General features: G+C 35.6%; 20 protein-coding genes and 1 pseudogene. 9 read left to right on the top strand and 12 right to left on the bottom strand.

Annotated features, from left to right (window positions below; translation table 11 throughout):
• Positions 1-34: 34 nt before the first annotated feature.
• Positions 35-4588: a translocation/assembly module TamB domain-containing protein gene (locus LV89_RS17300; protein ID WP_109744181.1), complete on the bottom strand. Its 4554-nt coding sequence runs from the start codon at positions 4586-4588 to the stop codon at positions 35-37.
• 183 nt (positions 4589-4771) lie between these two features.
• On the bottom strand, positions 4772-5182 hold the full coding sequence (locus LV89_RS17295) for a GxxExxY protein (RefSeq protein ID WP_109744180.1): 411 nt from the start codon (positions 5180-5182) through the stop codon (positions 4772-4774).
• Positions 5183-5264: 82 nt separating this feature from the next.
• On the opposite strand from LV89_RS17295, the gene tsaD reads away from it, so the two are divergent.
• The 3 genes from tsaD to LV89_RS17280 all read left to right on the top strand — a co-directional run bounded on the left by tsaD (position 5265) and on the right by LV89_RS17280 (position 9429).
• Positions 5265-6263 (top strand): tRNA (adenosine(37)-N6)-threonylcarbamoyltransferase complex transferase subunit TsaD, encoded by a 999-nt coding sequence (gene tsaD / locus LV89_RS17290; protein ID WP_109744179.1) that lies wholly within the window; start codon positions 5265-5267, stop codon positions 6261-6263.
• 303 nt (positions 6264-6566) lie between these two features.
• Positions 6567-7958 carry a phosphoglucosamine mutase gene (glmM, locus tag LV89_RS17285; protein ID WP_109744178.1) on the top strand — a complete coding sequence of 464 codons (1392 nt, stop codon included), beginning with the start codon at positions 6567-6569 and terminating at the stop codon, positions 7956-7958.
• 334 nt (positions 7959-8292) lie between these two features.
• Positions 8293-9429: a cysteine desulfurase family protein gene (locus LV89_RS17280; protein ID WP_109744177.1), complete on the top strand. Its 1137-nt coding sequence runs from the start codon at positions 8293-8295 to the stop codon at positions 9427-9429.
• 140 nt (positions 9430-9569) lie between these two features.
• Here the strand turns inward: LV89_RS17280 and LV89_RS24930 are convergent, their stop codons facing one another.
• A complete protein-coding gene (locus tag LV89_RS24930; RefSeq protein ID WP_146199193.1) occupies positions 9570-9773 on the bottom strand; it encodes a hypothetical protein in 204 nt (67 codons plus the stop codon).
• 221 nt (positions 9774-9994) lie between these two features.
• Here LV89_RS24930 and LV89_RS17275 point away from each other — a divergent pair, with 221 nt between their 5' ends.
• The 3 genes from LV89_RS17275 (at position 9995) to LV89_RS17265 (ending at position 13867) form a co-directional block, all read left to right on the top strand.
• The gene (locus LV89_RS17275) at positions 9995-10492 is read left to right on the top strand and encodes a hypothetical protein (protein WP_109744176.1); all 498 of its coding nucleotides are present in this window, start codon (positions 9995-9997) and stop codon (positions 10490-10492) included.
• Positions 10493-10823: 331 nt separating this feature from the next.
• Positions 10824-11681 (top strand): energy transducer TonB, encoded by an 858-nt coding sequence (locus tag LV89_RS17270; protein WP_109744175.1) that lies wholly within the window; start codon positions 10824-10826, stop codon positions 11679-11681.
• Positions 11682-11899: 218 nt separating this feature from the next.
• Positions 11900-13867 (top strand): M1 family metallopeptidase, encoded by a 1968-nt coding sequence (locus LV89_RS17265; RefSeq protein ID WP_229201546.1) that lies wholly within the window; start codon positions 11900-11902, stop codon positions 13865-13867.
• A gap of 48 nt (positions 13868-13915) precedes the next feature.
• Here LV89_RS17265 and LV89_RS17260 read toward each other — a convergent pair whose 3' ends face one another.
• On the bottom strand, positions 13916-14629 hold the full coding sequence (locus LV89_RS17260) for a hypothetical protein (RefSeq protein WP_211321226.1): 714 nt from the start codon (positions 14627-14629) through the stop codon (positions 13916-13918).
• Positions 14630-14715: 86 nt separating this feature from the next.
• Here LV89_RS17260 and LV89_RS17255 point away from each other — a divergent pair, with 86 nt between their 5' ends.
• The gene (locus LV89_RS17255; RefSeq protein WP_109744174.1) at positions 14716-15348 is read left to right on the top strand and encodes an NUDIX hydrolase; all 633 of its coding nucleotides are present in this window, start codon (positions 14716-14718) and stop codon (positions 15346-15348) included.
• Positions 15349-15412: 64 nt separating this feature from the next.
• On the opposite strand, the gene LV89_RS17250 is transcribed toward LV89_RS17255, so the two are convergent.
• The 3 genes from LV89_RS17250 to LV89_RS17240 form a co-directional block, all read right to left on the bottom strand.
• On the bottom strand, positions 15413-16828 hold the full coding sequence (locus tag LV89_RS17250) for a vanadium-dependent haloperoxidase (RefSeq protein ID WP_109744173.1): 1416 nt from the start codon (positions 16826-16828) through the stop codon (positions 15413-15415).
• A gap of 371 nt (positions 16829-17199) precedes the next feature.
• Positions 17200-17991 carry an SDR family oxidoreductase gene (locus LV89_RS17245; RefSeq protein ID WP_109744172.1) on the bottom strand — a complete coding sequence of 264 codons (792 nt, stop codon included), beginning with the start codon at positions 17989-17991 and terminating at the stop codon, positions 17200-17202.
• Positions 17992-18241: 250 nt separating this feature from the next.
• The gene (locus LV89_RS17240) at positions 18242-20386 is read right to left on the bottom strand and encodes a S9 family peptidase (RefSeq protein ID WP_109744171.1); all 2145 of its coding nucleotides are present in this window, start codon (positions 20384-20386) and stop codon (positions 18242-18244) included.
• Positions 20387-20766: 380 nt separating this feature from the next.
• On the opposite strand from LV89_RS17240, the gene LV89_RS17235 reads away from it, so the two are divergent.
• On the top strand, positions 20767-21219 hold the full coding sequence (locus LV89_RS17235) for a regulatory protein RecX (protein ID WP_109744170.1): 453 nt from the start codon (positions 20767-20769) through the stop codon (positions 21217-21219).
• Between the two features lie 500 nt (positions 21220-21719).
• Positions 21720-22889: a pyridoxal phosphate-dependent aminotransferase gene (locus LV89_RS17230; RefSeq protein WP_109744169.1), complete on the top strand. Its 1170-nt coding sequence runs from the start codon at positions 21720-21722 to the stop codon at positions 22887-22889.
• 104 nt (positions 22890-22993) lie between these two features.
• Here the strand turns inward: LV89_RS17230 and lpcA are convergent, their stop codons facing one another.
• The 5 genes and pseudogenes from lpcA to LV89_RS25265 form a co-directional block, all read right to left on the bottom strand.
• Entirely contained in the window at positions 22994-23569 is a 576-nt protein-coding gene (gene lpcA, locus LV89_RS17225; RefSeq protein WP_109744168.1) for a D-sedoheptulose 7-phosphate isomerase, read from the bottom strand.
• Positions 23570-23610: 41 nt separating this feature from the next.
• The gene (locus LV89_RS17220) at positions 23611-24207 is read right to left on the bottom strand and encodes a YceI family protein (RefSeq protein WP_109744167.1); all 597 of its coding nucleotides are present in this window, start codon (positions 24205-24207) and stop codon (positions 23611-23613) included.
• A gap of 80 nt (positions 24208-24287) precedes the next feature.
• On the bottom strand, positions 24288-25184 hold the full coding sequence (locus LV89_RS17215) for a DUF5777 family beta-barrel protein (RefSeq protein WP_109744166.1): 897 nt from the start codon (positions 25182-25184) through the stop codon (positions 24288-24290).
• A 47-nt stretch (positions 25185-25231) separates the two neighbouring features.
• Positions 25232-25699, bottom strand: a complete 468-nt coding sequence (locus LV89_RS17210) for a QcrA and Rieske domain-containing protein (RefSeq protein ID WP_109744165.1) — start codon at positions 25697-25699, stop codon at positions 25232-25234.
• A gap of 569 nt (positions 25700-26268) precedes the next feature.
• A pseudogene (locus tag LV89_RS25265) lies at positions 26269-26563 on the bottom strand (hypothetical protein); the annotation flags it as partial.

The raw sequence follows: 26563 nt of genomic DNA, 5'->3' as shown, positions 1-26563 counted from the left end.
CCTTTTAAACGATTTGTATATTGCCAAGATTGTTTTAAGGATTGACAACCTCTGTTGGTAAATTCACTGGATTTTGAGTTTTTTTCCTTTCAGAAAAAAGATAATTGAAGCTTTTGGTATAAAGAATACTTGCTCCACCTGCTGTAAAAGTTTGGCTGTTACTCAACGACCCAAGCCCCAAAGTGGTTTGTAGATTTCGGTTATAAGTTTTCAAACGAAGGCTTCCGTCTCGGGTAATATACCACTCCAACGCCCAGTCGCCAATGAGTGATTGGGCATTTGTTTGGTTAGTCAAGGTTGTAAATCCACCACTTCGAGTAATACGGAAACGGTCGTTGAAATTATAAGAAAGTCGGAGTTGAAGATTGTTTATCAGGTCTTGGTTCAATGCCGTTCCATTTACTGAAAAATCGACGTTTAAGTTCGGGTCAATCTGCGAGAAAACGTTGCTAATCTGATTTGAAAGCAATTCTGAAAGACTACTAACTAAATTTATAGAAGCAAACGCACCTGCATTTTGTGGTAACATTGAGTTCAACAACAACACATTACTTACCTGACGATTTAGTTCTTGCTCATCCGTTCTAATTCTGTTTTCAAAGGCAGTTACCCCCGAATTAAAATCTGGATTTTGCGGATAATCGTGCATTTTCATGTTGAAGCTAATGGTAGGTTGCAACAATCTATCTCTTAAATTGATGGTCACATCAACAGGATAACGACGTAAATATTCAGCCTTATTTCTAAATTCATTTCCTCGACGAGAAGTATCAATCACTGACCCCAAATAACTAAGATTTTGTGTGTAGGTTGCCGTAATATCCACAATGGCTTCGTAAGGACTTCCCGACCATGAAATCTTACTTCCTCTATTGATATTGAACTTTTTATTTAGGATATTTTGAAAGGTAAAAGTATAATCTCCACGCTCAATATTATAGTCGCCTGTCATATCAAAACCGCCACGAGTATCTACTTTTAGGTTGATTTTCCCAGAACCATTGGCACGCATAATATCGCCTGTTTGCTTATCAAATTGAACTTCTCCATAAGCATCGGGCGTTAATTCAAAGTTGAAATCCATTTTAATTCCGCTGGTGCTTACTTGCGAAACTGCCTGTTTTTTATCAACAGAATCTTTCTTCACAATTGCACTTAAAAACTCAATATCTTCCTGACTTCCAGCATCTTGAGCCTTATCCAATGGAATATACAAACGAGTTCCTCTATCACTTCGTACATCGGCATCGATACTCAAATTATCAAATGTTCCTCCCAAATTCAATCTTCCTGTTGCATAAGCCGTTCCGTAATACAAATCATTGTCTCTACGAATCGTATTTAGGATTTTAAAACGATTTACATCCGCCGCCAACTGCACACTAAAAGTTTTGTCCCCATCATAAAAAACACTTCCTTTTAAAGTTCCTTTATTCCCCTCATCGTCAGTAAGGCGTAATGATTTTGCTCTAATTTCGTCAGGTTCAAAAGTGATTTTATCTTCAAAATTCAAGACTGCTTTTAAATAATCGAAGAATAAAGTCCCTCTTTTTATGTCAATTGCCCCTTCTACAATTGGGTGCGAAGGCTTACCCGAAATTTTCAAAGTTCCATCGGCAGTTCCCCCCAATTTAGAGAATAATCCTTTGGTAAATGGCTCTAAAATTTGAAGATTGGTTTGGCTCAAAGTTGCGGATAATCCTAAAGAATTTTCGGCATTTTTAGGGTCATAAATTCCTTGAACTGTTAGCATTTTATTGTTCAAACGTTCCAAAGAATAATCCAAATTTAAGAGTTGCCTTTCATTGTCAAAAACGCCATTCCCTGAGATATTTCCAATTAAAAAATCATCTACCGACAAGCCCTCTATCTTCAAATTACTTTCAGCATTGACATTTTTATAGATATTTTTCAACTCCACTTCTCCATTTACTAATCCCTTCAAATTCAAGGAAATAAGCGGTGCAAGGGTTTCTAATTTAAAGTTTTTAGCTCGAAATTTCAACGGCTTTAATGAATCCTGAGAAACAACACCGTCCAATGAAACAAACTGTTCTAAATTATTGATAATTAAACCTTTAGACGTCAATTCATTGCCAACGATTGTCAATAAATTATCAGGATTTACCGTCCAATATTGGTCAAGCAATTTGAATTTAGAACGCTTAAATTGTAATTCTAAACCGTCTTGAATAAATCGTAATGTTCCATTCAAATTGGCTTTATTGGTTGTGCCAATTTGCTTTAAGCCACTGGTAAAGGCAATGCGGTCTTTCTCCCAAGAAGCTTCCACTTCAAGTTCTTCTGTTGGAGCAAGAATATTCATTTTTTGATTTTTAGAATTCAAAATCAAAGATGCTAAAACCTCTGGATTATTATAGAATTTAGAAGAGTTAAGGTCAATTTCCGACTTGTAAAAACGGTATTTATCACTCAGCAAAAGTGTATCTACTTTAGAACTGAGCGAGAAAACGGAGGTGTTTCCAATACCAAAAGAACCTTCAATTAAAGTCTTTTTAGAAACGTGTCCTTCGGGATAAACGAATGCTAAAACGGGGTCAAAATTCTTTAAAAAGAACTGATAATCAATATTATAATTCGATGGTACGATTGGTGATTTCTTGGCATAATAAGCATTCCGAGTGGCTTCGTCGCCTGTGAAGTAAATTTTGTATTCTTCTACCAACGTTTTCAAATCTTTGATAGCCTGCGAAGGTTGAAATTTACCTGTAAAATTGACATTCACTAAGTCAGATAAAAGTGCTAAACGACGTGCATTTTCGTTGATTTCAGAAATAAGTTGTAGCGAATCCAGAACGATATTTTTCTTTCCGAGCGTTAAATAGAAGTTCAAAAAGTTGGCTCGCCCAATCAAATTATCCAATTGTTTTCCTCTGAATTGTACGTCAAGAATTGTCGAAAAACGTAAATCTTCTTTGGAAAAATTAAGGTTTTTAAGATTGGCTTTTGAGAGTTTCCCTAATAAATCAACTTGGTCTTTTCCTTCTCGTAAATCAACTTTCCCAAACAAATCGAAGGTCAAATTGGTGTCTTTTACAGCTACTCTCCCATCGAATAATTCTTTAGAAAGCTTACCGTCAATGTAAATATTTTTGTAATTATAGTTGTTGTAAGCAATTTGTTTTACGGTTCCGTCAAAATCTAAAACGGCATCTTTAATGGATAATCCTTGCCCTTTTACTTTACCAGAAAGTGTTAAATCTCCCAAAGTTCCAGCGTCTTCAACTAATTTTCCTAACTTGAAATTATCTAATTTTAATGAACCGTCATAAGAAGAATTTGCTGAATTTGGTTTGAGAATCATGGCTAAATCAACATCAACTTTTCCCAAATCTGATTCCATCAAACCTGTGGTTTTGAAATTGGAAGTTGTACCTTTAAAAGTGCCATCAAACATCACATGACCAAATTTTTCGAGTGTTTTGGAAGCATCTTTCCCAATATATTTTTCTAAATCAGCGATTTGAACATACGATTTTCGCATTTTCAAATCCATCATTGTTTTAGGAATATTGGGTAGCCCTTTAAATGAAAAATCACCTTTCAGTTTTGACTTTGTTCCAAAATATAAATCGAAATTTTGGAGTTTAAATTCGTTAACAGTGCCATCAAATTTGCCGTTGAGATAGTACGTGTCTTTATAATTGTACATATCATTGACGATACGAGCAATGTCACTCGCCACCACCACCGACGAATCAAAATCGGCTTGCATTCGTACTTTTGAATTCCAATATTTAAAATCCTTCTGACTTTTAAAGGACATTCTGATTTTATTTCTGACAACCGTATTATTGACTTTCAGCAATAAATCATCAAAACGCATTTGCGTATCTGAAATTAAGAAATTGGTTTTCAGCGTTTTAATTCTAAAATCACAAGAACGGTCATACGCTCTCAAAACAGTATAAAATGCTACGGTGTCACGAATTAACGTAAAATCTTTGAGGTGGGCGTTGAGGTCGTTAAGCGTAAAATGATAATGGTCGAAAGAACGGCGGTCGTTCATGTACGGCTCTGTTTCATCGTCCATCCGTAAAATTCCATCTACAATATCAGCTTCAGAAATGATAAAAGGCGTTGGAGCAGATTTAGGTTTTGGCGTTGGAGAAGCTACTAATTTATTAATTCTTCGGATAAATTCATCAATGTTCAAATCGCCTTTTTTATCGGTAACTAATTTAACCACAGGATGATACAAACGAACATAATCCAAACGAGTTTTGGTAGAATCTCCTTCTACACCTAATAATGGAACGGTTAAATTGAGCAAACGACCCGCATCAAAATCAACATCAAGCTTCTCAATATCAAGCATTTGATGACCTTGATAATCTTTCACTCGCACGCCTTCGAGGGTGGCTTCATCAAAAAAGCGAATAGTAACTTTATCAATTTCGATAGGATAACCCAATTTCTGGGAAATAATAGGAGCGTAATATTGAGCTAAGCGAGTTTGAACATAAGAATTGCGTGCTAAAAAAACCACCAAAACGGCAAACAAAAGCACCCCTATAATTGAATACAGGACTGATTTTGTGAATATTTTGGATATTTTTATGAGCATTGTTTTTGTTTTGGCATGCTGATGACGCTTTAGACCACTGATTTAACAGATTATACAGATTTCCACTGATTTTCAAAATGGTTTTGATAAAGATTTTTTGCGGTTATCAGTGAAAATTTCATCTGTGTTTCAAATTCCAATCCGTAATATCAGTAGTCTATTTCATAACGTTTAACAGATTTTTCAAGATGATTTTAATAAAGATTTTTTGCGGTCATTCGTAAAAATTTTTCTTCTTATCTGAGGTTTTAATCCAAAATTTAATAGTAACCCAACTTCTATAACTGTTGCTTTCAAATAATTCAGCAATTGTGCTTCATGTTGTTCCTCAAGTCCATTTGAAGATTTCAGTTCCACAATCACTAAGTCATTAACAATCATATCTGCATAATAATCTCCTACCTGTTTGCCTTTAAAAAACACTTTTATTTGCTTTTGTGGCTCTACTTTAAACCCTCTTGACATTAATTCAAGGTAAAGAGAGTTTTGATATACCTTTTCAAGAAAACCATAACCTAATTCATTATAGACAAAATAAAAGGCATTGATAATTTCGTCTGTTACTTCTTGGTGTAGTAAGTCTGTATTTTCCATTTTCAAATTTTAATCGGTGAAAATCTGTTCAATCCGTAACATCAGTGGTCTATTTTGTGAAGCCATTAATTATCTTTGCACCATGACTATTTTAGCAATCGAATCTTCTTGTGATGACAGCTCAGCGGCTGTAATTATCAACGGCAAACTCTGTTCCAACATTGTAGCAAGTCAGGCTATTCACACAAAATGGGGAGGCGTTGTTCCCGAATTAGCAAGTCGGGCTCATCAGCAACATATTGTCCCTGTTGTGGCAGAAGCCCTCGAAAAAGCAAATATAACCAAAAACGACCTAAACGCCATTGCTTTTACTCGTGGACCGGGGCTTTTAGGCTCACTTTTGGTAGGAACTTCCTTTGCCAAAGCTCTTGCCATGGGTTTAGACATTCCTTTAATAGATGTTCACCACATGCAAGCTCACGTTTTGGCTCATTTTATTGACGAACCAAAACCAAACTTTCCATTTTTATGCCTGACTGTCAGTGGCGGACATACGCAAATTGTTTTTGTCCGTTCAGCTTTAGACATGGAAATTATCGGCGAAACGCAAGATGATGCTGTTGGCGAAGCTTTTGACAAAACGGCAAAATTGCTCAATCTCCCCTATCCTGGCGGACCTTTAATTGATAAATATGCCAAAGAAGGAAACCCAAATCGCTTTGAATTTCCGATGGTAGAAATGCAAGGCTTAAATTTTTCTTTCTCTGGAATAAAAACTGCCTTTTTGTATTTCCTACAAAAAGAAACGAAGAAAAATCCAAATTTTGTAGAGGAAAACATAGCTGATATTTGTGCATCCATGCAAAATATCTTGATAAAAATTCTATTACAAAAGCTCAGAAAAGCGTCAAGACAGTATAAAATCAAAGAAATTGCTATTGCAGGAGGCGTTTCGGCAAACTCAGGTTTACGTTCAGAGTTACAAAAATTAGGCGAAACCGAAAATTGGAATGTTTATATTCCTGCTTTTCAATATTGTACCGATAATGCAGGCATGATTGCAATGGCAGCACATTTTAAAGCAGAGGAAAAAATATTTTGTACTCAAGATGTCAGTCCTTCACCAAGAATGGCTTGGTAGATTTTGTACTATGATTTTCAGGATTCAAATGTTTTAAGATTGTTTATCAGAATAGCTCATTTTCCAAATCTTAAAATCCTTCAATCCTACAAAATCACAGTTCAGACAAGAATATTAAAGCATACCACAAAATAAAAAATGTCTAAATAATTCTATGCTCATTGAATTTTATCCAAAGAACTCACGTTTTTTAATTAACTTTAATATCATTTATTAATAATTTTTACTTGTTTGATTTTAGTTAAGTTAATCATTGTTAATGACTAACTGATAAATCACTTATAAACTATAACTCATAATACATTGACACTCATTAAATCTATTTCGGGCATCAGAGGAACAATAGGCGGGAAAGTTGGTGAAGGACTAACTCCCCTTGATGTTGTAAAATTTACCGCTGCGTATGGCACTTGGTTAAAACGTAATAATCCGACTAATCAATTAATTGTTTTAGGAAGAGACGCACGTTTGTCGGGTGATATGGTTTCTAAATTGGTAGCAGGAACGCTCCAAAGTTTAGGCTTAAATGTGCTTGACTTGGGTCTTTCCACGACGCCAACCGTAGAAGTAGCCGTTCCCGAAGAAAAGGCAGCGGGGGGTATTATTCTTACCGCAAGCCATAACCCAATTCAATGGAATGCCTTAAAACTCTTAAATGCAAAAGGAGAATTTATTTCTGGACAAGACGGAGAAGATATGCTCAAAATTGCTGATGATGAGGATTTTGATTTTGTTGATGTTAAAAAATTAGGTTCATATAAAACTGACGATACTTGGCTTCAAAAACATATTGATATGATTTTGAAATTGCCTTTGGTTGATGTTGAGGCTATCAAAAATCGTAATTTTAAAGTTATCGTTGACGCTGTAAATTCCACAGGAGGAATCGCCGTTCCAATGATGTTGAATGCTTTGGGCGTAACGCAAATCACAAAATTACACTGTGAACCAACTGGACATTTTGCTCATAACCCTGAACCGCTTCCAGAAAACCTTACCGATATTACGAAGGCAATCGAAAAGGAAAAATTTGATTTAGGAATTGTCGTTGACCCAGACGTGGACAGACTTTGCTTCATGTGTGAAGACGGTTCTCCTTTTGGCGAAGAATATACATTGGTAGCCGTTGCGGATTATATCTTGCAAAATGTAAAAGGAAATTCAGTTTCAAATCTTTCTTCAACTCGTGCATTACGTGATGTTACCGAGAAATCAGGTGGAAAATATTATGCTTCGGCAGTTGGCGAGGTGAATGTGGTAACTTTGATGAAATCATCAAAAGCAGTCATTGGTGGTGAAGGAAACGGAGGTATTATTTATCCAGAATTACACTACGGACGTGACGCTTTAGTGGGAATTGCCTTATTTTTAACGCATTTAGCTAAATCAGGAAAGAAGATTTCGGTGATGCGTAAAGGTTTTCCTGAATATTATATTTCTAAAAATAAAATCGAACTTACTGCTGATATTGATGTTGACGGTGTGTTGGATGCCATGAAAAAGAAATATACGAAAAACCCAATTAATGCTATTGATGGCGTAAAAATTGAGTTTGATAAAGAGTGGGTTCACCTTCGTAAATCAAATACAGAACCAATTATCAGAATTTACTCAGAATCTGATTCAATCACAAAAGCAGACAATTTAGCGAAAAAGTTAATCAGCGATATTAAGGAATTTGTAGCTGGAAAGTAAGTATCTACCTTTCTCGCTTGTATTATTACGAAAGTTTGAAAAAGCGAAGAAAATTTTACTATAAAATATTCATACATAGATATTTATCAGTAATTTTTTCTAAGAAATCACAAAAAAGATTACTCAATTTCTTATTCTCCATACTTTTTCAAAAGTATTTTCTGTTTTGTTACCTTTGTAATAAAATTTTTGAACTCAAAAAGCTTTATAGTACACAAAGCAAATAATAAGATATATTTTCGCAATGCAGAATGTCAGGCTAACAACCTGACATTCTGCGTTTTATATAAAACTCAATTAAACAGACAGAAGTTATAGACTTCATCAGAAATCAATGAATAGAATTTATTTAGACAATGCTGCTACTACTCCCATCGACAGAGCCGTAATTGATGCAATGCTCCCGATGATGGAAACAAATTTCGGAAACCCTTCGTCTATTCATGGACACGGGCGTGAGGTGCGTAGTGCCATTGAGCGTGCCAGAAAAACAATTGCAGGAATTTTAAATACTTCTCCAGCCGAAATTACATTTACTTCTGGTGGTACAGAAGCTGATAATATGGCAATTGTGCGTTCTATTGAAAAGTTTGACATTACTCACGCTATTACTTCTCAATTAGAACACCATGCCGTTTTACATACCTTAGAATATTTGGCAAGTAAAGGAAAAATCAAGCTTAGCTATGTAGCTTTAAACGAAAAAGGGCATATTGATTTAACGCACTTTGAAGAATTGTTACGTGACAACCCTAAAACGTTGGTGTCTTTAATGCACGGGAATAATGAAATTGGGAATTTATTAGATTTAGATAAAGTTGGTCAGCTTTGTGAAGATTATGGTGCTATTTTTCATTCTGATACTGTTCAAACAATGGGACATTATCGTCATGATTTACAACAACTAAAAGTAGATTTTTTGGTGGGTGCTGCCCATAAATTTCATGGACCAAAAGGAGTTGGATTTCTATATATTAACGCAAAAAACAAAATTCAGCCATTGATTCATGGAGGTTCGCAAGAACGTAATATGCGTGGCGGAACAGAAAATGTTTACGGAATTGTAGGTATGGCAAAAGCATTAGAAATTGCCTATTCGGGAATGGATGAACACCGTAAACACGTGGAAAGTTTGAAAGAAAGAATGATTACAAAACTAAGACAAAACATAGAAGGTATCCAATTCAACGGTGATTCTGATAATTTAGAAAGAAGCCTTTACACGGTTTTAAACGTAAGTTTTCCTCCATCTGACGAAGGCGATATGTTTCTGTTCAATTTAGACATTAACAAGATTTCTGCATCAGGTGGAAGTGCCTGTACAAGTGGGACAGACATTGGCTCACACGTTTTATCAGCCCTAAACGCTTCACCGGAGCGTCCATCTGTTCGTTTCTCTTTCTCAAAATATAATACCGCCGAAGAAATTGATTTCGTCGTAAATAAATTGACAGAATTGGTTGTTGGTTAATTGGTTATTGGTTACTGGTTATTGGTGGATTGGTTATTGGTGGATTAGGGATTGGTTACTGGTAGATTGGTGGATTGATAGATTTGTTTTTTATGAATAAATCAACCAATACCCAATACCAATCCACCAGTAACCAATCCCTAATCCACCAATAACCAATCCACCAATAACCAATAACCAATAACCAATAACCAATCCACCAATAACCAATCCCCAATCCACCAATAACCAATCCCCAATCCACCAGTAACCAATCTACCAATAACCAATCCACCAGTAACCAATCCACCAGTAACCAATCCACCAATTAACCAATCCCCAATCCACCAGTAACCAATCCCCAATCTACTGAAAATAGTTACTAAAAAGATAAAACAGTACAATCATCAATCCTAAATTAGCCACAACGAGCCAATATAATTGTTGCCAAGATTTGACGAATGGTGGAAGCGATTTATCTTTGTCTTTCATGGTAATAAATATTCGTTTTTCTGTTAAAAGAAATGCAATTTAGAAATTTAATACTCTAAATTAGATTTATTTTTACGGAATAATCACACAAACAATGGAACAGCAATCACCAGACCAAAATTATCGTAGAGTTCATAAGCCACGTGCCAAACTCAAAATGCCTCTTTTCGGAAATATGTTTGGTGAAGGCGGGTCCAAACCTGCACGTAGTCGAGACGATACTTCGCTTTACAATAAAATTACGCCCGTTATTATTGGCATTGCCATAGTTGCTTTTGGTATCGATTATTTCAGAACCAAAAACGACACCAAACGTACTTACAGAGGTGCTGACGAGATACAAGCAATGGAATTTAATGGTAAAATCATGAGAAAATGGTACAACGTAATTCCCCCAAATGGAGAAATCGAATACGTTGTGGAAATTTTCAATGATAAAAAAGAAAAGCGAATCATCAGTTTTAAAGATGAAAAATCAAATTTGGGAGATTTTGTTCTTCCGAAAAATACAATCATCAAAAAAGAAGGAAGTTTGGACATAACCGTAAAGCGATACTTCAAAGCCGATACCGTTTTGACACTAAAATATTAGTAGAAATAAATGCAGGAACGACGAAAATAAAGGAGCGTTTTTTGTTTGTTTCAGAAGACAAAGTATATTTCTTCTGAAACAAACAAAACTCATAAAATGTGTGATTTTTTTGTAAAAAAGTAATAAATTTGATTAGTCATTTCAAAAGCCTTCCGCCATTCGCTTAATGACCATTTTGAGCGTGTAATTTTTACTGTCCTTTCTCTCTTTTGGCGGCGGTATTACAATTAAGTAGTTTAATTCTGAAAATTCATTGATGCTTAGCTCGTATTGGCATAAGATTTGTGTTTGTTTCGTTTAACTATTACCATGTTTATTATCCTTACAACCCATGAAAAAATTATTGTTTTTAAGCATACTTATGTCTATTATTGGCATAATTTCCTTTGCTCAACCCGTCCAAAAATCGTCTGTGAGTTCATCCAAAACTGACAGCTCGGCAGTTGTAAATTCCAAGAAAAATACAGAAAGTCAAAGTTCACCAATGGCTGGTGCAAGCAAAACTGAAAAAGTAATTGCTGCGGTAACCACTAATGACGAAGATGATTTTGACGAACAAGAATTAGACGAGCTTGAAATTAGTATTGCAAAAGCGAAAGCAGCATTAGGGCTAAAAAATGTTTCGACAACTACTTCTTCCAAAAGTGTTTCATCAAGAAGCAGAGACGTTGTAAGTAAAGTTGAAGAGCCTCGACAAGCTGCCCCAACAACAACATATCAGTCTCCAACCTTGTTATTAAATGGACGTGCTTCTGAATCTTCATCAACTCCGAAAGCAGATTTCAAGCAAGTTGTATTGACAGACGAAGAGAAAAAAATGTACAATGCAGGAGGCTTAAAGGTGAATAATATTGATGAAATCGACAGAGATTCAATCTATATTAGCCCAAGTATTCCACCAAGTTTTTCAGGAGGTATTGAAGCGATGAAAGCTTTCTTTGCTCAAAACTTAAAAGTACCACCCGTATTAGAAGGACAAGAAATTAAGGGAAGAGTTTTTGTTAGATTTGTTGTTAGAAAAGACGGAAGAATAGATAAAGTGCATTTAGTGAAAGGACCAAACGACGAATGTAACGCTGAGGCAATTAGAGTTATCAAAATGATGCCAAATTGGCTTCCTGCTTCTGATAAAGGAGATAATGTGAGTGCTTATCACGTATTGCCAATATCGTTCATGACAAAAAAATAGTGTATCGTATTATTACAAAAAAAGGTTCCTCAATATGTTTGAGGAACCTTTTTTTATGGATTATTTTAACGATTTAGCGATTTTATGAAGCCGAATAAACAACAAGTCATTATGTTTTCATGTTATTTAATTAAATTGTCAAAATAAAATTTATTCATCCTCAATTACCTTCATAAATTTCGTTGATAAAACGTTTTTTAATGGTCTAAATCAAAAAAATGAAAAAAATATTGTTCGGAGCATTCGCCCTTATGAGTACATTCGGGACAATGGCTCAACAAACTCCTCAAAAATCAAATTATAGTCAGCATGATTTGTTCAATCCATTGTTCAACTACACACTATCAACGCCTACTCGTAGTGGAACTGGCTCTCCGGGAGCAACCTATTGGCAAAATTCGGCAGATTATAAAATCAATGTTTCTTTAGACGATGTAAAAAATACGATTGATGGAGACGTTGAAATTACTTACAAAAATGCGTCCCCAGATAAATTAAATTTCCTTTGGTTACAATTAGACCAAAATCAATTTAATCCAAAATCTCGTGGTGGACTTAGTACGCCAATTAATGGAGGCAGATACGGAAACGTTGGCTTTGAGGGCGGTTATCAAGTAAAATCGGTAACAATTGATGGTAAATCTGCTGATTTTTACGTAACCGATACTCGTATGCAAATTAAGCTGGCAACACCTTTATTAGAACGTACAGGTTCAACAAAAATCAAAGTTACTTTCTCTTTCAATATTCCTAAATACGGTTCTGACCGTTTGGGAATGCAAGAAGCTAAAAACGGGACAGTTTTTGAACTTGCTCAGTGGTATCCTCGTATGTGTGTTTATGATGATGTAGAGGGCTGGAATGTGCTTCCATACTTAGGAGCAGGAGAATTTTATTTAGAATACGGAAATTTTGAATATGCCGTAACGGTTCCTTCTTCGCATATTGTGGTAGGTTCAGGAGAACTGACCAATCCTACGGAATGTTGGACTTCGGAACAACAAAAACGTTTGGCGGAAGCCTCAAATAGTGATAAAACGGTAATCATTTTAGGAAAAGAAGAAGTTGGTACGGATAATTCTCGTCCGAAAAAAGACGGAAAAATTACCTGGAAATTCCGTTGTAATATGGCTCGTGACGTGGCATTTGCAACGTCAAAAGCATTCATTATTGATGCTGCTAAAATTAATCTTCCAAGTGGTAAAAAATCATTGGCAATGTCGGCATATCCAGTAGAATCGGCAGGTGATAAAGCATGGACTCGTTCAACTGAATACGTAAAAGGAGCTATTGAATATTACTCAAAATGGTTATATGAATATTCGTATCCAGTAGCCACTAATGTTGCGGGTGTAGTGGGTGGAATGGAATATCCGGGCATTGTATTTTGTGGTAGTAATAGCCAAGGAGAAGGACTTTGGGGCGTAACAGACCATGAATTTGGACATAACTGGTTCCCAATGATTGTTGGGTCAAATGAACGCAAATTCGCTTGGATGGATGAAGGTTTTAATACATTTATCAACTTTTATTCAACTGATGACTTTAACAAAGGTGAATATAAAGGGGCTAAAATTGATATGCACCAAATGTCTAAACAATTATTCCGTGAAGGGACAGAACCAATCATGAATATTCCAGATGTACTTCAAGCAAATGGATTGGGCTTTGAGGCATATTACAAACCGGGTTTAGGACTAAAAATGCTCCGTGAGCAAATTCTTGGAACTGAACGTTTTGATTATGCTTTCCGTGAATATATCAAGCGTTGGGCATTTAAACATCCAACTCCTTATGATTTCTTTAAAACGATGGAAGATGCTGCTGGTGAGGATTTATCGTGGTTTTGGAGAGGTTGGTTTTATGAAACTTGGAAACTTGACCAATCTGTAAAAGATGTTCAGTATATTGAGCAAGACCCTAAAAATGGGGCAATTATCACGATTGAAAACTTGGAAAAATTAGCAATGCCTGCTATTGTAGAAATGGAAATGGTTGGCGGAACAAAAGAACGTGTAACGCTTCCTGTTGAGATTTGGCAAAGAGGGGGGTCTTGGACTTTTAAAAGTGCCACAACGTTACCTTTAAAATCGGTAACGATTGACCCAGACCATGTTTTCCCTGATTATAATTCTAAAAATAATACTTGGAAACCTTTGAATTATAAAGCTCCAAAAGCAAATTAGCGATTTTTAAACGCCGTCAAGATTTTAAATTTTGACGGCGTTTTTATTTTAATCGAATTCAATTCTAAAGCTATCTAAATTCTTTAAGTCTTGGTTGATTAAATGAAATCTCTCAAATTCCTTATTGTTTCCAAACCATTCCAAAACTTCTTCACGCTTTAATTTGGTCAATGCGTTACTAAGATGTGAATGATACGATGAATGAGAATATGTTCTAAAGTCATTGACAAAACCATGCTTTTGTGGATTATGATGGATGTAGTAAATTAACTCCGTAAAATAAGCATCATTATTTACTAAAATTCTGCGAAAGGGTTCTTCAAAAAGCCCTCCTGTACGTGAATAACCCTTATTTATTGCTTGAGCGTATGAGTTGAATAAAAATGAAAATTGCTTACTAATTATATGTGATGCAGAAGGAATGTTAGGTTTAACGTCGGCAAGGTTTTGAACCTTGCCGACATTATCACTGTCAGCGTTAGACATAGTATTTTCGACTTCCTTATACTGACTATCTTTCGTCTTTCTCCTCACATAAAACTCAATTATCTCAGCTTCGCTTTTTGTTCTTATCGCTATATGAAAATGATTTTTCAACAAACAATAAGCAAAAGTATCAGCTATTGGCTCTATATATTGAGCGTATTTTTGCAGAAAATATTTATAATTTCGTTCTTCTTTAAAGATATTCTCGCCATTAATTCCACGATTATATATGTGATAAACACGCATAGGCTCTAACAATTCTATATTCTTTTTCATTTTGTAGTATTTTAATTCGTTTTAAATGGGGCGTAAACACTTCTTAAAGTTAAAACTCCAATAAATTTGCAAAAAATAAAAACATCATGCAAAACCTCACTCTCCTATCCGTTGCAAAACGACTTCAAGCAATCGCTCAAGCAGGTATTTTTTATAGCGAAGACAAACCTTTCGACCGTGAACGATACGAAGAAATTTCAGATTTAAGTGTTCAGATTTTAAGTCAATTAACGGATGAACCTATCGAAAAAATCGGCAATTTATTTACCCAAGAAAGAGATGGCTATCAAACGCCAAAAGTTGATATAAGAGCCGTAGTTTTTAACGATTCTGGAGAAATTTTAATGGTCAAAGAAAAAGTTGACGGTTGTTGGTCTTTACCAGGAGGTTGGGCAGACGTTGGGTACACTCCTGCTGAAGTTGCTGTAAAAGAAGTACGTGAAGAAACTGGACTCGACGTAAAAACTGTTAGACTTTTAGGAGTTTTTGATAAGAAAAATCATCCGCATCCGCCCGAAGGTTGGTATGTTTATAAAATTTTTATTTTATGCGAAAAAACTGGTGGCGAAATTTCACAAGACACCACTGAAACTTCTGATATTCAATATTTTAGTTTAAAAAATCTGCCTCCGCTTTCTGAACCTCGCAATGTTTATAATCAAGTAAAAATGATGTTTGATTATGGAAATAACCCTTCAAAAGAAGTTTACTTTGATTAAGAATTTAGGGAAATAAAAATGCCAACTTTCTCAAGCTGGCATTTTTATTTCCCTTTGATAAAATCTATTTCTTGAATTTCAATGTCAATACATTGGCTCCAATTTTACGACCTTCCGCTAAACCTGTTTCATTATCTTGGCGAGTGTGAATTCCACCATAAAAACGAGAATTTGCTGATTCTATCGCAAACTCATTAAAACTTTTAAAAGAACGGGCTTTAAGTTCAACACCTGTACTTTTGTCTTTCTCACGACCAACATGAGAATTATCTACAAAGGCAAAATTATCACCAAAGAAGTCTGTTAACACAACCGATACTGCTCCCGACTGAGTAGCATGACCCGATGGAAAACCGGGAAAAGGAGGTGCTGGCCAAAAAGGTTTCCAGTTGGCATCAACCGTTCTTCTTAGCATTGTGTAAGGACGCTCATTGTTGTAGGTAAATTTACATTTCCAACAATTGATAAAAGCGTCATTTACGGTAATTCCCGTACGTGCAAATGCTTCTGCTGCTTTTCCTAAAGCTGATTTTGTTTGTTTTACGGCAATATTGGCAATATTATATGAATGTCCTGGAGGCGTAAATGTCTCAACTGGATTATCTGCCCACCAAACTGCTATTTCTTTTTCTTGCTGTGTTAAAGATTTACTTTTTGTATAAACTTCAAAGTAAGTAGAAAAATATGGAGATATTAAAGATGACGAAAACGCAATTGGTTTGGGCAAAGCCATGGTCTGATTTACAGGAACAAAAGTACGGTTACTTCCCCAAGTTGGTTGCATTGGTATTTTTTGTCCGTTTTCAGTTGTTTGCCATGCTCCATCAAATACAGGAACAACATAAGTTGCAGGGAAATTACGCTTATATCCTTCGTGACCACCATCCGTTTTTGACCACTCAAAAATGGCATTGGCAATATCTTGACCCAATTTTTCAGAACGGTCGGTAATATCTTGAGCAACACTTGCCTTATATGATGTTTTCAAAAGTGTTTCAAGTGAGTCGATTGACGTTTTATTTGCTGCCGCTTGTGGGCGAGAAGTCTCTGCATATAATGCTCTTAAAATGGTAGCTTCAGCAGCATTGGCACTTAAAGCCCAGTTATAATCTTTTCCAGTCTCTGCCTTGGGTAGAGTTACCAAATCTTTTAATTGACCTGCTAAAGATTGATTATTGTTTAAGCCTCCTACAACAGCCTCATACATTGTTAGCCCTCCATAAGCATAAGCACGTGCTGCCACTGGAGGTGTATAACCTGCTGTTCGTTTGGTAAGAATTAACTGTAAATCTGCCCAAGAAGTAGCTATTTCAGCAGAAAATTTATTGGTAGGAGACGAATCTACGGGTACTTCTGGCGTGACTGCATCTTCCTTCACTTTACAAGAATCTATAAATAGAGCCAAAGCTACTAAACTGAGCCAATAAGATGTTTTTTTAATAATACCTCCAGAAGAAGGAATATGTCTATGTGGTTTCATACGTAAGAAATATAAAGGTTTGAATTATTACGACACGGCGATGATAATAAATTCTTAGATAGTCTTTCCGCAAAATTCTTGCCATAAAAAAAAATACTTTAAACAGGCTAAATAAATGCTTCATTTAAGTAAGGGTTGACAAACCAAAAATAAATAAACCACTTATTATCAAACAATTACCACATTAAATAACCTTAAAACATAGCCCTATTAACTAATCGTATTTACAAAAAAATACTCCTTGTAAAGTTTACAAGGAGTACAAAAATTATTTAATAGCAAGAGCTGTTAATAATAATGATCAGGTATTTGTGTAATTATGACCGTAATTTTTCAAAAAGTCACATTTAATTTACAAAAAGATTTAAGTCTTATTTTTTCCTAACCATTTTATAGACTAAAGAGGGGACAAAACGCTTGAAATAAACACCCATTACTTCGTAAACACCACCAATATAAACCTCTTTTTTATTGTTTTTTATAGCCCGTAATGCTTTTTGTGCAAATACTTCTGGCATCATTCCATTGGCTTGATTATCATCCATTTTGCCATGTTTATTTCCCGAAGAATCTAAGGCATTAAATGAGATTTGGGTTTTGATATACCCTGGACAAATAGTAGTTACCTTAATATTGTCTTGCCAAACCTCCGCCCGTAACGAATCAAAAAAAGCAATTAGAGCGTGTTTTGCAGCACAATATCCACTTCTCAGCGGAATACCAATTTTTCCAGCAACACTACTAATTACTACAAAATGCCCCGTTTTTCGCTCAGTCATCAATGGTAAAATAGCTTGAGTAAAAGCTACTGTACTAAAAAAATCAAGTTCCAAAATATCCCGATAAACCTGAAAATTCATTTCTTTCACCGAAGAACGATGAGAAACGCCTGCATTCTGAATAATAAAATCTATTTGTCCAAAATAATCTAAAACAGTCTGAATTTTTGCTGGAAATTTATCAAAGTCCAACATATCCATTGGTAAAACCAGAATATCACTGTCAACTAAACCTGTGGATTGGGCTACTCGTTGCAACTCATTTTCACGTCTTGCCGAAAGCACTAATTTTGCCCCTTCCTTCGCAAATTGATACGCAAGAGCTTCGCCAATACCTGACGAAGCTCCAGTTATCCAAACGGTTTTGTTTTTTAAGTTTATCATAATTATGTGGTTATAGTTAGCACGCAGATAACGCTGATACTTCGTAACGCAGATTTTCACAGATTAGGAATCTAATTCTCTGATAAATAGCTAATTAAAAAAAAACACTTCAACAAACTGAGGTTCAACGGTCGCCATCGTTTTGAACGACGGCGACCGTAAAATGCCTTAAATTTTAAGATTATCATAAACATTAAAATCCTTTTAAATCTGCGTTGCGAAGCATCAGCGACATCTGCGTGCTAATCCTTTACTCTCCTATCCCCACCAAATTCAACATAAACGCATATTCTCTTGCTACTTCATGAAAACGCTTAAAACGCCCCGATGCACCGCCGTGTCCTGCGTCCATATCGCAATGAAAAAGGAGAATATTTTTGTCCGTTTTCAAAGCTCTGAGTTTAGCGACCCATTTGGCTGGCTCAAAATACTGCACTTGCGAATCGTGAAAACCTGTGGTTATCAACATATTAGGATAAGCTTTTTTCACGACGTTATCAACTGGCGAATACGATTTCATGTAGTCGTAATAAACTTTATCTTTCGGATTTCCCCATTCTTCCCACTCCCCTGTTGTTAGTGGAATGGTTTCATCTAACATCGTCGTCACTACGTCCACAAACGGTACTCCTGCCAAAATTCCTTTGTATAAATCTGGACGTAAATTAGTAACTGCACCCATCAATAAACCGCCCGCAGAACCTCCATTGGCAAATAATTTATCTTTTGAAGTCCATTTTTCTTTAATTAAAAATTCTGAAACGTCGATAAAATCATTAAACGTATTCATCTTTTTCAACAATTTCCCATCTTCATACCATTGACGCCCCATCTCTTGTCCTCCACGAATATGAGCAATGGCAAAAGCAAACCCACGATTCAATAAACTCAAACGAGCCGCTGAGAAATACGGGTCAGTCGAATAACCATACGAACCGTAAGCATATTGCAAAAGTGGCTGTGAACCATCTTTCTTAAAACCTTTTTTGTAAACAATTGATATTGGCACTTTTACACCGTCACGAGCCGTAGCAAAAAGGCGTTCAGTTACATAATTATCTTTGTCAAATTCGCCCAAAACTTCTTGCTCTTTCATCAAAGTTTTGGCTTTTGTATCCATATTATAGTCAAAAGTTGAGCTTGGCGTAGTCATTGATGTATAATAAAAACGAAGCGTATTAGTCTCAAAATCAGGATTTGCACTCACGCCTGCGTCGTAAGCAGGTTCATCAAATTTAACGTAATGCTCCTTTTTATCCGTTTGATTAATGATTCTCAAATGCAAAAGAGCGTTACTTCTTTCCTGCAAAACCAAATGATTTTTGAAAACCTCCATGCCATCTAAATACGTATCAGCACGATTCGGAATTACTGTTTTCCAATTCTTCATATCCGCCGTTTTGCCTTCTTCCACTTCCATTAATTTGAAATTAGTAGCTCCATCGGCATTGGTACGGATATAAAATTTATTGCCAAAATGTTCGATATAATACTGCAAACCGTGTTTTCTTGGAAAGAACGTTACAAATTCTCCAGTTGGATTGGTAGCATCTAATAACCGATATTCTGATGAAACACCGTTGTGGTCTGATACCGAAAGAATATATTTTTTAGATTTTGTTCTACCAATTCCTGTGTAAAATTGAGGGTCTTTTTCGGTATAAACCAAAACATCGGTTTTAGGGTCGGTTCCCAAAACGTGACGATAAACTTTTGAGGCGAGCAAAGTCTGTTGGTCACGAATCATATAAAAAATCGTCTTGTTGTCCGCCGCCCACGCATACGAACCGCCTTCGGTATTTTTGATTTCGTCCTTTAAAATTTTGCCCGTCTTCAAATCTTTGAATTTTAGGGTATAATTTCTCCGACTCACTTCATCAACGCCATAAGCCATTATTTCTTCATTATCCGTAATTTCATAACCACCAATATTGAAATAGCTTTTGCCTTTCCCCATCGCATTTCCGTCTAAAAGGATTTCTTCGGGGGCTTCTAATGAGCCTTTTTTACGACAATACACTGGATATTCTCCGCCTTCTACGTATTTTGAATAGTAGTAATAATCTCCATCTTTTACAGGTACCGATTCGTCTTGTTCTTTCACACGCCCTTTCATTTCATTGAAAAGTTTTTCTTGTAATGCTTTTGTGGGAGCCATTACGGTATCGGTGTAGGCATTTTCGGCTTCGAGGTATTTGATAACTTCTGGATTTTCTGGCTCGTTCAACCAATAATAATTATCTTCACGAGTATCTCCGTGTAAAGTCATAGGATGTGGCTTGATAGCCGCCACAGGAGCTTTAATTACATCTGGATTCATTATTGCTGCTTTTTTTTCTTCTTTGCACGATGCTAATAATAAAGCAACGCCAATCGTTAAGGATAAGTTTTTCATTGAAAATAGTTTTGATGATGAGACAATGTTGCCTTAAAATTAACCAAAATTTAAGAACATTGTTGATATATTTACACTTGTAATTCGGAAAATTTAGTCCGTAGTCAATATTTACATTTAGGCGGATAAAGTTTAGTCCGTTGTCAATATTTACATTTAGGCGGATAAAATTTAGTCCGTTGTTAATAGTTACATTTAGGCGGATAAAGTTTAGTCCGTTGTTAATAGTTACATTTAGGCGGATAAAATTTAGTCCGTTGTTAATAGTTACATTTAGGCGGATAAAATTTAGTCCGTTGTTAATAGTTACATTTAGGCGGATAAAATTTAGTCCGTTGTTAATAGTTACATTTAGGCGGACAAGGCTGTCCGTGTTACACATGAATAAAGAAGCCCTCATAAAAGCTGCCAATTTTTGTGCTTATCAAGAACGTACTCAGAAAGAAGTGCGTAATAGATTAGCAGAATTAGACGTACTTGGCGATGAAGCCGAGCAAATAATTGTGTGGTTAATTGAAAATAATTACCTCAACGAAGAACGTTTTGCCAAGATTTTTGCAGGTAGCAAATTCCGACAAAAACAATGGGGACGTCTCAAAATTAGACAAGAATTAAAAATGCGTGGCGTTTCAGATTATTGTCTTCGGGCAGGAATGAACGAAATTGATGACGATGATTATATGAATACTTTACAAGAAATTATTGAAAAGAAATCTCGTGAAATCAAAGACAGTGATAAATTAGTCAGAAAGCAAAAATTAGTAAGATTTGCACTCAGTAGAGGTTTTGAGCAAGATTTGGCATTTGATACGGTGAATAGTTTTTTGAAATAAAATTCAAAATCATCTACAATGTGTCGCAGAAAAACAGACCACAAATTTTACTGATTCTACAGATTTATATCCAATGTCGTTTAGTTAAGGAATTAGGAGAGTTTCTATTTGGTACAACCTTCCCGAAAGTTCTAAAACTTTCGGGAAGGTAATCCGCTTAACTAAACGACATTGGATTTATATCTACTATGGATTTGAGAACATTTAAAGAAAAATCAGCGAAAATCTGTCAAATCTGTTTTATCAGTGGTCTAAATTATTTTTGCTACTTTTTGTCAAAACAAAAATTCAGATTACCTTTGTCCTATGCAAAACGCAAACAACACATATCCAAACTACTATTACTACTACGGTCAGTAACAGTCGGGTGTGTTCAAACAGAAATAAAGAACTAATTATACACAAGCCGACTCCCAAAGAGTTGGCTTTTTTATTTATTTGAGTTATTAGAAAATTCTGATGGCGTACACCAATCCCTAATAACCAATAACCAATAACTAATGACTGTTTCCCCCGCTTCCCGAATGAATTTGGTTCAAGAATATTACTTCTCGACCAAGCTAAAACAAATTGCTGAAATGCGTGCTTCGGGCATTGATGTCTTGAATTTAGGCATTGGTAGCCCCGATTTACCACCTTCTGCTGATACCATTTCAGCTCTTTCAGAGTCTGCTCTGAATCCTAAAAACCATGCCTATCAAAGTTATGTAGGTATTCCTGCCTTGCGTGAAGCAATGGCTGATTTTTATCAAACGGCTTATGGTGTTGCTTTAAATCCTGTTAATGAAGTATTACCATTAATCGGTTCAAAAGAAGGAGTTATGCACATTTCAATGGCATATTTAGAAGCAGGTGATGAGGTTTTAGTACCAAACCCCGGTTATCCAACTTATCGTGCAGCCTCTTTATTAACAGGTGCAACGGTGGTTAATTATGACCTTTCTGAAGCGAATGGTTGGTTACCCGATTTAAAGGAATTAGCGAAAAAAGATTTATCGAAAGTTAAATTAATGTGGGTAAATTATCCTCACATGCCAACGGGTGCAAAAGCAAACAAAGGTTTTTTTGAGGAATTAAGAGATTTCGCTTTGACTCATAACATTCTGATTGTCAATGACAATCCATATAGTTTTATTCTGAATGATGACCCGCAAAGTATTTTGTCGGTTGAAGGAATGAAAGAGGTAGCTTTGGAATTGAATTCTCTTTCAAAATCGCACAATATGGCGGGCTGGCGTGTAGGAATGGTAATGGGGAAAGCGGAGTTTATCAATCCAGTTTTACGTTTTAAATCTAACATGGATTCTGGAATGTTTTTGCCTTTACAAATGGCGGCAGTTCAAGCTCTAAAAAATGACAAAACGTGGTTTGACGAATTGAATCGTGTTTATAGAGAACGTCAGCAAAAGGTTTTTGAAATGATGGATTTGCTTGATTGTCAATACGATAAAAATCAATCGGGAATGTTTGTTTGGGCTAAAATTCCTTCCAACTATAAAAGTGGTTATGAATTATCTGATGAGATTTTAGAAAAAGCAGCCGTTTTCATTACTCCGGGGGGCATTTTCGGAACGGCAGGTGATGGCTATATTCGTACTTCGCTTTGTGCTGAAATTTCTCTTTTTGAAGAATCAATTTTGAGAATTAGAAAGGCTTTGGGAATTTGCTAAATTGTCATTGCGAGGTACGAAGCAATCTGTTAGCTCACGAGAAGAGAATTTCAAACTTTCTTTCATCAATCATGCAGATTGCTTCGTGCCTCGCAATGACAATACTACCCAATCACCAATTTTTCAATCAATAAAATCATGATGTGAATGACTTTGATGTGAATTTCTTGAATACGGTCGGCATAACCAAAATGTGGTACTCTGATTTCTACGTCGGCTTTATCGGCTAATTTCCCTCCATCTTTTCCCGAAAGAATAACTACTTTCATTCCCTTCGCACGAGCAGCTTCTACGGCTTTGATGATATTTCCAGAATTTCCACTTGTTGAAATTCCTAACAAAACATCACCCTGATTGCCAAGTCCTTCAATAAATCGAGAGAATATAAACTCATATCCATAGTCATTACTTACGCATGAAATATGAGATACGTCTGAAATGGCAATAGCTGGCAATGCTCTGCGGTCGTCACGATAACGCCCCGACAATTCCTCCGCAAAGTGCATAGCGTCACAATGTGAACCACCGTTTCCACAAGAGATAATTTTATTTCCTGACTGAATAGCCGATGCCATCAAACGGGCAGCGGCTTCTATATCAGCGATATTTTTTTCGTTTGAAAGAAAATTTTGTAAGACAATTTGAGCTTCGTTTAGCTCCTGAGATATGATTTCGAGCATTTCGTAATTCTATATTTTTCCCAAAATTACAAAATGCTGTCTTAGTATTGGGTATTTTGAGTTAAATGATTTGTACCGTTGAGTTCGCCCAATATTGGCGTTAATACAAAATGAGTTGTTACTTCTACGTTTTCGGCAATTTTGTAGGACAATACTTTAGGTACTTTCATGTCAAAGTCATCAAGTTTTACCCTAAAATTTGAGTCAATAATTATTGTCCTCTTATTGGGGTCAATTACTAAACGTCCTTCTATTATTTCCATTTTAGTAACACCATGAATATTTAACATTCCTGTTGCACTGATAGAGATATTGGCTGATTTAGTTAAATCAACTTTCTTATTAAAAAACCCTTTGAAGGTTGCATAAGGGTAAATCGTACTTTCGGCATAACTTTCTTTAAAATGTGTTTCCATTAATTTATTCGGAAAAACAAATTTATTCATGGGGATTTTCACTGCTATTTCTTGTTTTTCAAAATCAATAATGAGTTTCGACGACTTGTTATTCGTGGAAATGTCTTCTAAAGGTGCTTCGGAAAACAATTTAACTGATGAACTTTTGGATATGTATATTTTTTGTCCGTATAAACTTTCTAACGCTGATAGGGTTAGGAGTAATAATAATATTTTTTTCATTTTGTCATCTTCATTAAGTTGAACATAAACTGATACAGGACAAAATCCCGTATCAGTTAACCTAAACCCCTAAACTATTCTTACTTAACTGGTACTTTATACTGTCCTTTATATTTTTTGCCTAAGCCAAAACTTCGCCCCAAATTAAAGCCAAAATGCACGCCACCATCTGCCCACGAGTCAACGGTTTCTGCCAAAAATTGCTTGGTTATCATTCCCGTAGAATTGGTAAAATGCAGTGAAAAAACGTGTCCGCCTGTTTCAATATCAAAGCCAAACGACAAAGCATCTTTGTATTTTGTATTTATTTGATTTGGTAAAACGTAATAATATTCTCCGACCAATGCGGTGCGTTTGGTAAATTTATACCGTCCAGCTATACCCATAGAAATAACTTCATTGGTTTCTCCGTGTACATTATTTCTGTTTCTGTACAAGAACGTTGGCATTATTTGTAAGGATAATTTTTCGTTGATTTTTCGGGCAATTAATGCCTGAGCCATGTAACTGTATTTGGATAAATTAGTCCGTGAATCTTCCGTCGGATACCGTAACATATCTGCATAGGCTTCTCCCATAAGGGTAATTGATATTGGCGTTCCTCCTTCGGTTTTTTGTTTCAAAATTCTCATTTTGGTGAAAAGATTTAGCATTTTTTGTTCCGAACTTCGCCCTAATCCTACCATTAAATTATCACTAATTCCATACTCAAAACCCATATAAATATATCCTTGGTCAAGCCCATAGAGTTGATATGAACCCGAATTAATAGGTCCAAATCTATGTGAAACTCGATATTCTAAATGATGCCCCGCTACTGTTTCTATGGATTGCCCACTGATAATTCTGGTAGCTTTAAATGTTCCTGTTACGGGTATCGACGCATTATCATCTGGCAACATACTCAGTAAATCGTCTTGTGCATAAATATCCAATCCACTGATTAACAGGAGAATAATAGTGATTATTTTTTTCATTTTAGTAAAATATTTCTTGTACAGACTAAAGTCTGGGGTAGTTTAAACTAAGCCTCAAAAACACGCAATTGCATCGTTGTCATATTAAAACTTGTTTGATACATTTTGAGTGGAGCAGGTGCAGGTGTTTGAGTTACTTTTCCTGTAATATCATACATCGACCCATGATTAGGACAGTAAATATCATCTGTGTCTTTTTGATAAACTACGGTTGTACCTTGATGCGTACAAATTTTTGAGAGAGCAATAAAACTGCCCGATTTTACCCTTGCCACGATAATATCTTGATTGTAAAGAAATCCCCCACTGGTAGTAAGCTCTTTGTTTGCCGTTAAGGTAAGGTCGAGCGTAAAATCTACTTTCCCAGTGGAAGGATTTGTACTTGGCGGGTTAATATTGGTTATTGGTAAAGGCGTATCTTCTTTTGTACATGAGGTTAAAGTTCCCATGCAATAAACAGCCATTAATGCCCCTGAGCTAAGCCCTAAACTGCGGATAAATTCTGTACGTTTCATAAATTGTGATGAATTATTTACAGACACTTACGACAGAAAGATGTGCTTGGATTTATAGACTATACGATATATACGAACATAATTCCTTAAAAAAAGAAAATTCCTGATACTCGTAATATTTACGTGCATCAGGAATCCGCTAAGTTATTTATAGATAGTTAGTTATGGAGGGATTAGGAATTAGTAAACTGATGAACTCAATTAGAAATTAGAAAGCCGTAGGTTTGACTCATCTTGTAGCCCCAAAATGAATTTCGGGGTAAAAATGACAAAACAAACCATTGGTTAAATCTCCCATTCCTAAGTACAAGGACGATTTAAGAATTACGATTTACGATTATCATAAGCTTGATTGTCAATGGTTTATGATATTTTAAAATATCGTTTTATTTTGTCTCATTACTTACTTTCCCCGAAATAAATTTCGGGGCTATAAAATCGCCCGAGCCTACGGCTCTTTTTGGGGCAAGTTTTAAAGTGCCAAAGTAGAATTAAATCAATATTCAAATTTATTGGCAATTCGACAAAACATAACAAATTGACAATAAGCACCTTATTAATAACCTACTCTACCCGATGATTTTTGTTACGTATTGATAATGAAATAGTTGTATTTGAATCCACCGAGTAAATTTATTTAAAAATTCATCCCAGATTTTTATAAATCCTTGATTGATATTTCTGAAACCTTCTCTCAAAATATCAAGCCCTTTTCGGAAAAAACTATTGGATTTATACCCATGTTTTTTAATTCTGATTTTTTTTACTTTTTTATGATGATGTTTTCCAATATTCGTACATATTCCAACTGCTATACTAACAAAAACGATTAGCTTTTTAATTTTTTCGCTTGATTTTAGGTGC

Source organism: Arcicella aurantiaca, assembly GCF_003148625.1.
GTDB lineage: Bacteria > Bacteroidota > Bacteroidia > Cytophagales > Spirosomataceae > Arcicella > Arcicella aurantiaca.
The sequence above is the reverse complement of the archived record's forward strand: the minus strand, read 5'-3'. Positions and strand labels throughout refer to the sequence as shown.